Annotated in this window: 1 rRNA gene; it reads right to left on the reverse strand. The window is 48.3% G+C overall.

From position 1 onward, the window contains the following. Positions 1-187 precede the first annotated feature (187 nt). A 23S ribosomal RNA gene (locus GCN78_RS29040) occupies positions 188-286 on the reverse strand; the annotation flags it as partial.

Here is a 286-nt window from a genome sequence, read left to right on the forward strand (position 1 = left end):
TCCTGTTCGGGATGGGAAGGGGTGGGACCAACTTGCTATGGTCATCAGGCATAACTTGTACTGGCATTTGTCCTCGGTGGAGCGACAAAGCCTGAATCTGGAAGAAGCAAAGATTGGGGTAATGAATTGGTGTATCAACAAACTCACAACGTTGTACGCTCTTATCCTCTGTACCTGCTAAGGTTATAGGGACAAGCCGTACGGGCAATTAGTACTGGTTAGCTTAATGCATTACTGCACTTCCACACCCAGCCTATCAACGTCCTGGTCTCGAACGACCCTTCAA

The sequence above is a fragment of the Janthinobacterium rivuli genome (genome assembly GCF_009208735.1).
Taxonomy (GTDB): Bacteria; Pseudomonadota; Gammaproteobacteria; order Burkholderiales; family Burkholderiaceae_D; genus Janthinobacterium.